The sequence below is a fragment of the Erysipelatoclostridium sp. MSK.23.31 genome, from assembly GCF_019125875.1.
Classification (GTDB): Bacteria; Bacillota_I; Bacilli_A; order Erysipelotrichales; family Coprobacillaceae; genus Thomasclavelia; species Thomasclavelia ramosa.
Genome location: NZ_JAHOCB010000006.1, coordinates 94,945 through 105,555, shown reverse-complemented (window position 1 = coordinate 105,555; position 10,611 = coordinate 94,945). Strand labels below are relative to the sequence as shown.

Sequence of the window (10,611 nt, the reverse complement as noted above, 5' to 3'; positions counted from 1 at the left end):
GCATAATTTTTTTAAAACTAAATTTAAACGTGTCCAGAAAACTGGGTACACATCACAACCAACTAGAAGGGTTCACTACATTTAATGGGGCTGTCTTTATATTATCAATAATCTATATCTACCCTTATAAGTTTTAGAACATCATAATAGAGATAAATCAATTTTAATCTAATAAATATAAATATTTATCAATTTAGCGTATTTTTAAATCTTGCTAATACTAGATGGCTAATTTAAAAAATATTAATTTTTTTAATATTTTATTTTTCGCTTAGACTATTAGCCTTACTTTTCTTTCTGTTACATCCTATTACGATACTTCCTGACATCATAAGTGTGACCGCTAAGACACCTATATTATTAATATCACCTGTTTGTGGCACCTTACTAGAATTAGAAGAATTTGTATCATTATTTGTCTTATCTACTGGTTTATTTTCTGGTATAACTATTCGTTCTATTACATCAATTGTAATTGTCTTAGTTGATGAAGCACCTTGTTTATCTGTTACTTTATAAGTTACATTATATGTTCCTTCCTTATTTGTATTTACATCATTTGCTGCAATATTTGCTTCCGTTAACTTGATTATTCCATCTTCATTATCATATGCTGTCACATCTTTCAGTGGATCAAATGTATCTCCCACTGTCAGTACTTTATCTTCTGCCACAATTGTTGGTACTTTATTAATAACAGCGGGTGGTACGTTATTCTGTACAACTTCTACGTCTACAAATTTGCTTGAATAATCCGTCTTTTTATCGAAATTCAACTGTTCTGTAAAAATCGATAATTTATATTCTCCTGAACTAAATGATTTAGAATTCAATCCAATTTGATTTAAATCAATCGTCATTGTTCCTACATTTACTTTGTCTAGATTATCTTTTATATTCCCATAATACATAACATTATTATTTTCATCTTGAACTACAACACTCAAGTATTTTCCGTTTCCTATTGCTTCAAAATCAAAAGTTATCTTATCACGTTCGGTCTTAATATTTTCTATATTTAATTTTTGTTTATCATCAAGTAATGTTAATTTAAACTCATTTGTCTTACTATCGTTGACTGCTTTAATACCAATAATCTCTTTTTGATTATGACTTTTAACCAGCATAACTTTAGAAGTGTCTATGTTCATTGCTGGACGCATACTTTGTACTGTGTACATATTTCCATAATTTAATCCTCCAGCACAATTTGCACCATATACACTGTTACTATTTAACACAAATACAGGATGATACCGCATTCCATTTTCCATTGGCTTTGTCCAATGTTCCTCATATGAACGTATTAAATAATTTTTATCATCAGAACTAACACGACTTTTATCTCCAGTATGTAATCCAAGAGGTGCTTGATTTCTATTAAATGGAACACTGCTAAAACCATAACACTTATTGGTAAGCTCTTGTATACTTAAAGGAAACCATTTACTAGCAGTCATTTCTGTAGTACCTAATTTTTCCAAACCAACCGCTACATTTTGTGCATCTTCACTACTTTTTGAAGAAAAAATAATGCCCTCATTTTCAATTGACGAAAACTTATTTTTCATTTCATCTTCCATATTAGTCTTTAAATCACTTTTGTCCCATTCATAGCCTTTTTGCCAATATATAGGAGTTTCCCCTGGCTTTACATTACTATAATCAAAACCATAATCATTTTCACGATACCAAAAACTAGTTCCAATAGTCTTATCAGAGAACAAAAACATAGTACTATTTGCATTCTTACTAAAATCCTTATTATCTGAATCTAGGAGTTGCCATTTCAATGCTGAACCATCCGTATCTTCTCCATAGTAGATATAATCACCTTGCCAATTATCCTCTAAACTCTCTGTATAAATCGGGTCAAATAGTCCCCCACGTTGAGACTGTATCATTGACATAACATTCTGATGAACCAGCGTATTCTTTTCTAAAGCAAATACTGTATAATTATTTCCAATAATATTTATAAGTCCTACTACAAAAGATAATCCAACTATTAATATTCTTTTTAAATACAACATTCAGTTTCTCCTTATTTTAAATCAAATCTAAAATTTTTATTTTCTTTAAATATTCTTCAAAATGTTTTTGCATTGTACAATAAACTTTTCGAACAGGGCAAGTTTCTGTAGCAAATCTGCTACAATATTTATCTTCCTCAAGACAACTGTTAATTCTTATCGTTGGCTCAAATATATCTATAATGCTAAAAATACTTATATCCTTTGGGTGTTTTTTTAATTTAAATCCTCCCTGTATCCCTGTAGCAATGCTAATTATTTCATTATCACTTAGTTTCTTCCCGATTTTAAATACTGTACTTTGGGGAATCCCAAGTGTTTCTGATAATTCTTTCGACTGGACAATATCCTTTTTTATAGCGATATATAGAACTATTCGTATTGCATAATCAGTAGAAACCTTCAACTGCACCTCGTTTTCCTCCTTCCTTTCTAACTTAACCGATGTTAGGTTAGTTTCAAAATCCAGAAAAGTACAGCTATCTTTCCGATGGAAAATAAAGTAGACATTATTTTCCACTTTATATATAATAATTAATAGAAAAATACAGTTATATTTTTATGTGTTTCTAGCATAATTATTGGAAATAATACACGGAAATAAAAGTCTACCATGTTTGTCAATCGTGGATAAAAAAATCTACCTTATTTTACAAATACTTCTATTTTTCTATTCTTTTTTTAATTCATACCGATTTACCCAATTAGAAAATGTCGTATGATTGGTACTTAACCGTCTTGCACACTCTCTTTTGCTTATCTGTTTTTCCTTATAACACAAATAAATCTCTTCAAAATTTTCTGGATAAGGTAATTGAGGGCGTCCAAATCTGACCCCTTTTTCTTTTGCAGCCTTAATCCCTTCTGCTTGTCTTTGTTTTGTATTTTCTCTTTCTATTTGTGCGACATACGACAATACCTGCAATACTAAATCAGCAATGAATTTTCCTGTAATACCATTAACTTGATTTCTAGTATCTAAAAGTGGAAAATCTAACACAATTATCTCCACTTCTTTCTTCTTTACCAAATATCGCCATTGTTCAATAATTTCATCATAATCACGTCCTAATCGATCAATAGATTTAATATAAAGTTCATCACCTTTTTTTAGTTTTTTCACCAATTTCTTATAACCTTTTCGATTAAAATCCTTGCCAGATTGTTTATCGATGAACATTTGTCTAGTACCTAATCCAATTTCTTTCATCGCAAATTTTTGTCTATCAATATTTTGATCTTTGGTTGATACACGGATATAAGCGTATTTATTCATTCACATTCCTCCTTATAAGAAAATAATACTTAGAGAATAAAAAAATGTATATATCTATTTAGAAATATACATTTAATCAAATATAAATGAAATTTTATAATTACAAACAAGTATTCTCTATTTATCAACAATATTATTCATTTTCTATACCTCATAATATTGATTAACATAGATACTTCAGCACAATAAAAATACATCCAAAAATTGCTTTTGATGCAAATCATTGAAATGTATTTTTGTTATTTCTATTTAGCAGTTAATCCAGCCATTGTTATATAATTATAAGGTTGATTAAAATGTGGCAAGAAGAAGATATCAAGCAATGCCAATTTATCAATTGTCAAATGCTCTTGAATCGCTAATGAGAACATATGAATTCCCATCGAAATATCATATTTTGATGCCATTTGACACCCTAAAATCCGCCTTGTTTCTTCATCATAAACAATTTCTATCATTACTTCTTGATTTTCTTTTATAAATGCCGGTTTTTGAAGATCACGATATGATACTGAAGTAGCCTTAAAACCTAATTTTTTTGCTTTTGATAAAGTTAACCCCGTTGATACCATCTTTAAATCATAGATACAAATTCCATTTGAGCCTTGAACTCCAATACTTTCTAGTGGTTGACCACAAACATTATGAGCAGCAACAATTCCCGAACGAACTGCATTTGTTGCCAATGCGATATAGTTAACATCATCAATCGTATTATCATAAACAGTCGCACAATCGCCAATTGCATACACATCTTTTAATGATGTTTCTTGTTTTTTGTTTACTAAATATGCCCCGTTAGAATATAGTTTAAGTACATCTTTTCCTAACTCATTATTAGGTTTAAAGCCAACCGCTAAAATAACCATATCTGCAGCATATTCACCTTTATCTGTTACAACTGATTCAACTTTTTGATTACCCTTAATTTCTAAAACAGATTGATTGAATGCCAATTTAATTCCATGTTCTGTTAAATTTTGATTCATTAAATCAGTAAATGAATGGTCATAATACGCTCCAAGGCAAGTATCAGCACAATCAATTAAAGTAACCTCTTTATCACAACGTCTAAATGCCTCAGCCAGTTCTACACCAATATAGCCACCACCAACTACTACAATGTTTTTTAACTCAGGATTATTTAATTTTTCAATTACATCTTGAGCATTTTGATATAATTTTACCATTTGAACATTTTCTAAATCACTACCAGGAATCGTTGGACGCATTGGTAAAGATCCACATGCTAAAATTAATTTATCATAACTTTCTTGATACTCTTTACCGTCCTTACCTTTTGCATAGACAATCTTTTTTTCATAGTCAACATGTTCCACTATCGTTTCCATGTATATAATTGCACCTTTTTCTTCCAATAATTCTTTACTTGAATAAAATAGTCCTTCTGGTCCATCAATTTGTTTTCCGATCCATAATGCCATTCCACACCCTAAAAAACTAATATTGCTGTTTCCATCAAAAACAACTACGTCATCTTCATAGTTATCTAGAATCGTATTAATCGCAGCTGTTCCTGCATGATTTGCCCCAATAACAATAATTTTACTCATTTTTTCAGTCTCCTTATTTTTTATATTATTATCATACCCATCATTTGTATTTATTTACAACTGATATGCACCAAAAAATTAGGAAACTATAACTACTAAAATAAAAAAGAGAGCCTTGCTCTCCTAAGCATCTTTCCACATTAACGCAAAACGTACAGCCTTAGCCCATCCTTCCAGACTTTTTTCACGTCTAGATTTGTTGATCCTTGGAACAAATTCATAATTTAATTTCCAATTATTCTTTATCTCCTCTTTACTAGCCCAAAAACCTGTTGCTAAACCTGCCAAATATGCTGCTCCTAATGCTGTCGTTTCTACAACCTGTGGACGATGAACTTTACAATTTGATATATCACTTTGAAATTGCATTAGAAAATCATTTTGACTTGCCCCACCATCTACTTTTAAACATCTCAACTCAATCCCAGTATCTTCTTGCATTGCTTTTAAAACATCATTAGTTTGATATGCAATAGATTCTAAAGCTGCTCTAATAAAATGTTCTTTACTGCAACCTCTTGTCAGTCCAACAATAGTTCCTTGAGCATAAGGATCCCAATATGGAGCACCCATTCCTGTAAAGGCCGGCACTAAATAGACACCATTAGTATCTTCAACTCGATTAGCATAATCGCTTGACTGAGGTGTACTTTTTAACATTCTAAGGCCATCACGCAACCATTGCATTACTGCTCCGCCAACAAAAACACTGCCCTCTAAAGCATAACTAACTTCATTGTTATCACTTGCTGCAATCGTTGTAATCAATCCGTTTTTAGAATGATATATTTCATTACCAGTGTTCATTAGCAAAAAACACCCTGTTCCATAAGTATTTTTAGCTTCGCCCGGTTCATAACAACATTGTCCAAATAAAGCTGCCTGCTGATCTCCAGCAGCACCCGAAACAGGAATATGTCCACCCAAAATTCCTTCTTTTGTATATCCATAAACGCAACTTGATGGTTTAACTTCAGGCAACATACTCTTAGGTATTTTGAAATATGCTAATAATTCATCATCCCAGCACAGCTGGTGGATATCAAACAACATAGTTCTTGAAGCATTTGTATAATCAGTGACATGAATTTTACCACCTGTTAAATTATAAATCAGCCAAGTATCAACAGTACCAAATAGTAATTTATTTTGATTGGCTAATTCTCGAGCGCCATCGACATTTTCTAGGATCCAAGCAATTTTCGAAGCCGAAAAATATGCGTCAGGAATTAAACCAGTCTTAGCAATAACCATTTCTTCTAAACCATCTTTTTTTAACTGCTCAATCATTGCTGCAGTTCTTCGACATTGCCAAACAATCGCATTATAAATAGGCTCCCCAGTATCTTTATTCCAAACAATTGTAGTTTCTCGCTGATTAGTTATTCCTATTCCTGCAATTTCGTCAGCTTTAGTATTATTCAATGCCATTGCTTCACTGGCTACTGCTAATTGTGAAGACCAAATTTCCATAGGATTATGTTCTACCCAGCCTGGTTGAGGAAAAATTTGTTTAAACTCACGTTGAGCCATCGCACTTATATTTCCTTTTTGATCAAATAAAATACAACGTGAACTAGTCGTTCCTTGGTCTAAAGCCATTACATATTTAGCCATAAAGCTCATCTCCTCCAATCGATTTTGTTGCAACAATATCTATCCCACTATCTAAAATATTAGCAACAATTATTTCATTCATACTAATTGGGGCTTGTACTTCGATTTCCTTTAGTATCTGTATACATTCAAAAATTTTATCTTTGGCAATTCCCCCATTACTCTTAACACTTAACATATAAGGACTATTTTTCACTCTAATTGTCGTTGTTAGAATTCTAGTAGGATTAGAAATTTCTGCTAATGCATATTTTTTACCACGGATACAACGATTACCTGTAACCACATATTCCTCATCAATATACCGAACTTCTAAAGCACACCCTAACGGACAATTTATACAAGTCAGTTTAATCACTTCCATATCATTCATCCTCCAATGTAATTAAGATTTTTTTAATATGTTCGTTTAACCAGTCTTTTTTTATTACAATTTGTTCCATTTCACCAGGTGCAAGTACTAATTTACGTTGATGAATCTTCCTATCACCATCTAGATACAATGATAGATATTTATTTTGATAAACCTTATCAACTCTAAAACGAACAATAACATTATCGTCATTATTAGGATGAATTACTGAAGGAACTACATAGCGAATACCACATTCATATGAAATCGTAATAGTTTGACACAAAACAAGATGGTCTCGCAAATATTTAGCCGCATTTATTCCCGCCAGCTTTGCCTCATTAGATACATAATCAACTAAATCATGAACATGCAGAACATTACCACAGGCAAATATCCCCGGTTGATTTGTCTGCAAATAATCATCAACAATCGCTCCCTTAGTTAAACTTGAAAGCATAACATTAGCTTTAGTACTAATTTCATTAGCAGGAATCAACCCTACCGAGAGTAATAATGTATCACAACAAACGCGTTCCTGACTGCCTTCTATTACGTTAAGATTTTCATCCACCTTTGCAACAATAACAGCCTCAAGTCGTTCCTTTCCTTCAATATCAATAATTGTATGTGACAACTTTAAAGGAATATTATAATCATCTAAACATTGAACAATATTACGTTTCAACCCACTAGAATACGGCATTAGTTCGATAACCATCTTTACATTTGCACCTTCAAGTGTCATTCTTCGTGCCATTATTAAGCCAATATCTCCTGAACCAAGAATTACTACTTCTTTCCCCGGCATATAGCCATCAATATTAACAAAATATTGCGCTGTCCCAGCACTATAAATACCACTTGGACGGTAACCAGGAATATTTAATGCCCCACGACTCCGTTCACGACATCCCATAGCTAAAATTATTGCCTTAGCATGAATCATAAATGTCCCACTTGTTCCATTCATCGCAGTTATAACCTTGTCATTCAAGTCAATTACTACTGTATTTAATAGATAGGGTATTTTTAATTCATCTATTTGACGTCGATAACGTTCAGCATATTCCGGACCAGTTAATTCCTCATTAAATGTATGTAAACCAAAACCATTATGAATACATTGATTTAAGATTCCCCCTAAACACTCATCACGCTCAATAATAATTAAATCTTTTACACCTGCTTCATATGCCCCTAAAGCAGCGGCCATTCCCGCCGGTCCACCACCAATAATCACTAAATCTTTATTCATGATTGACCTCCTTATTTAATCCCACCAAATAGGTTGAATGTTTACCATTTTTAGTAATAGTAAAAATATCCTTATTTAATTCCTGACTTAATAATTTCATTGATTTATTTAAACAAAAACCGGATTGACATTTTCCCATCCCGACACGAATTCGTCTTTTTAATCCATCGATCGTAGTTGGGGATAGTGGACGATTTATTGCTTCAATTATTTCTCCAGCACTAACATTTTCACAAAAACATACTATTTGGCCATACAATGGATTCTTTGCAATCAATTGGTTACGTTTTTCAAGTGGCAATTCCATCACCTTAGTAATTCCTTTGCGATATTTAATAAAATTTTCTTTAGCTTTTGCAGGATACTTTTCGCCAACTAAATCATAAACATATTTGCCAATCGCTGGAGCACTTGTTAATCCCGGTGATTCAATTCCCGCCACATCAAAATATCCTGGATTATCTAGATCCTCTTTAATTATAAAATCTCCTGTTGTATTATGAGCCCTTAATCCAGCAAAAGAAGTTATTTGATTTGCATAAGGAACCTGCTTAATGCTTAAAGATGCGCGATCAACAATATCCTTTTGTCCTTCTATCGTTGTATTGATCTCTTCACGATTACAATCAATTGCATCAGGACCAATCATTAAATTACCATGTACAGTTGGAGTAACCAATACCCCTTTTCCTAACTTAGTCGGTAATTGAAAAATCGTTTTGCTTACCATTGAGCCAACGGTTTTATCAAATAAAACATATTGCCCTTTACGCGGAACTATTTTCATTTTCTCATTGCAAATTAGGTTATGAATCAAATCACAATTAACTCCCGCAGCATTAATAACGATCTTACTTTGATAACACTTATCCATAGTTTTAACAATATAATGATCAATATTTTTTTCAATTCCCACAACTTCTTGAGTAAATTTAAATTTCACACCATTAGCATAAGCATTTTCGGCTAATGCCAAAACAAGATCAAAAGGGCAAATAATGCCACCAGTTGGAGCATAAAGACCTTTTAAAACATTAGGATTTAAATTTGGTTCCATCTCAAGTAATTCTTTAGTATCTAAAACTTTCAATCCTTTTACCCTGTTTATTAAGCCTTGCTGGTATAATTCTTCCAAAGCTTCAAATTGACTTTCATCAAAACATAATACTAATGAACCATTTTGGACAAAGGGAATATCTAAATCTTTAGCTAACTGCGGCATCATTAAATTCCCTTCTAAATTTAATTTTGCTTTCAAGGTTCCGGGTTTAGCATCGTGACCAGCATGAACAATTCCAGAATTGGCTTTAGATGTACCTACACAAACATCACTACCTTTTTCAAGAACAAGAATTTTGCGTTGATCTCGAGACAATTCACGAGCAATCGCACAGCCCGTTACTCCCGCTCCAATAATAATTATGTCTTCCATAAAGTGCTCCTTTCTAAACAAAAATAGGGACGATTAAAAAATCCCCCTGCGTAACTTTTCCTATTTATAATTTTATCACAAACAACTCGTTTAAACACCATATATAATTATTATTACTTGTTTTTTTAAACATAAATAAAAAAGCAGAAGTTTTCCTCCTACTTAAAAATTATTCAGTTTGCTTCCCGTTAAAAACAATCAGACCAGTAATTGCACTTAAAATAATGAAACATCCAATTAATTTAACGATTGTTAACTGTTCATGGAGAATAATAATCCCAAAAATAACACTTGTTACCGGTTCAAACATACTTAAGATTGACGCTGTAGCTGCACCTAAATATCTAACCCCCTGTTGTAAACAGATAATTCCAACGATTGATGTTAAAACTGCAATCAAGAAAGAATAGCCATATGCTTCAACTGGTAAAATCAGTTCAAGCTGACCACTGATCAGTCCAATCATTAATAATGAGATTGAAATAACGATTGCAAAATAGAAATTTAATACATAAGGATTCAAAGACTGTAATCCTAACTTTTCAATACCTACCATATAATAAGCAAATGTTATACCTGAAAACAGAGCCAAAAATAGTCCTAAAAAAGATGAACCACCCAATTCGATAAAAAATAAAATTCCAAAACTAGCTGTTCCTAAACATATTTTAACAGCTTTAGATAATCTCTCTTTATAATAAAAGAAACATATTAATGAAACAAACATCGGGTAAAGAAAATGAAGTACCGTAGCACTCCCAACTTGAATAAAACTGTATGAAGTATATAGTGCCGCTACAGTCAAAGCATTACCAATAATTCCTACTAAACAAATATTCTTTAACTGATGTAAAGTTATTTTATAAGGCAATCTTTGGCATTTCATAATTAAAAATAAGATTGGTATTACAAATAAATGTCGAAAAAAGGCCATTGTAATTCCATTGCTCCCCATTGAATAAGTTATTTTAGCAAGAATCGGGGTAAAGCCAAAAATAACTGCTGATAAAATTGTTAAAAAATATCCTTTAGTTTTCATTTTTCCTCCATAAAAATAATAGATGTGCTA

9 protein-coding genes are annotated in these 10,611 nt (G+C 32.0%); all 9 read right to left on the bottom strand.

The genetic code is table 11. The features are described from left to right. Positions 1 to 260 precede the first annotated feature (260 nt). The 9 genes from KSU54_RS04865 to KSU54_RS04825 all read right to left on the bottom strand — a co-directional run bounded on the left by KSU54_RS04865 (position 261) and on the right by KSU54_RS04825 (position 10,581). On the bottom strand, positions 261 to 2,033 hold the full coding sequence (locus KSU54_RS04865; protein ID WP_003536164.1) for an immunoglobulin-like domain-containing protein: 1,773 nt from the start codon (positions 2,031 to 2,033) through the stop codon (positions 261 to 263). A 16-nt stretch (positions 2,034 to 2,049) separates the two neighbouring features. Next, a complete protein-coding gene (locus KSU54_RS04860; RefSeq protein WP_008791326.1) occupies positions 2,050 to 2,445 on the bottom strand; it encodes an RrF2 family transcriptional regulator in 396 nt (131 codons plus the stop codon). A gap of 258 nt (positions 2,446 to 2,703) precedes the next feature. Further along, a complete protein-coding gene (locus tag KSU54_RS04855; protein WP_003536161.1) occupies positions 2,704 to 3,309 on the bottom strand; it encodes a recombinase family protein in 606 nt (201 codons plus the stop codon). A 245-nt stretch (positions 3,310 to 3,554) separates the two neighbouring features. Continuing rightward, positions 3,555 to 4,883, bottom strand: a complete 1,329-nt coding sequence (gene nox, locus KSU54_RS04850) for a H2O-forming NADH oxidase (protein WP_003536142.1) — start codon at positions 4,881 to 4,883, stop codon at positions 3,555 to 3,557. 123 nt (positions 4,884 to 5,006) lie between these two features. Further along, complete coding sequence (glpK, locus tag KSU54_RS04845; RefSeq protein ID WP_003536141.1) at positions 5,007 to 6,500, bottom strand: glycerol kinase GlpK; 1,494 nt, start codon at positions 6,498 to 6,500, stop codon at positions 5,007 to 5,009. Then, positions 6,493 to 6,864 (bottom strand): DUF1667 domain-containing protein, encoded by a 372-nt coding sequence (locus KSU54_RS04840; RefSeq protein WP_008791325.1) that lies wholly within the window; start codon positions 6,862 to 6,864, stop codon positions 6,493 to 6,495. Before KSU54_RS04840 ends, glpK begins: the two co-directional genes overlap by 8 nt. A 1-nt stretch (position 6,865) precedes the next feature. After that, positions 6,866 to 8,110 carry an NAD(P)/FAD-dependent oxidoreductase gene (locus KSU54_RS04835; RefSeq protein WP_003536139.1) on the bottom strand — a complete coding sequence of 415 codons (1,245 nt, stop codon included), beginning with the start codon at positions 8,108 to 8,110 and terminating at the stop codon, positions 6,866 to 6,868. Next, positions 8,103 to 9,542: an NAD(P)/FAD-dependent oxidoreductase gene (locus tag KSU54_RS04830; RefSeq protein ID WP_003536138.1), complete on the bottom strand. Its 1,440-nt coding sequence runs from the start codon at positions 9,540 to 9,542 to the stop codon at positions 8,103 to 8,105. The genes KSU54_RS04835 and KSU54_RS04830 overlap by 8 nt, the downstream gene beginning before the upstream one ends. A gap of 169 nt (positions 9,543 to 9,711) precedes the next feature. Further along, complete coding sequence (locus KSU54_RS04825; RefSeq protein WP_003536137.1) at positions 9,712 to 10,581, bottom strand: DMT family transporter; 870 nt, start codon at positions 10,579 to 10,581, stop codon at positions 9,712 to 9,714. Positions 10,582 to 10,611: the final 30 nt, after the last annotated feature.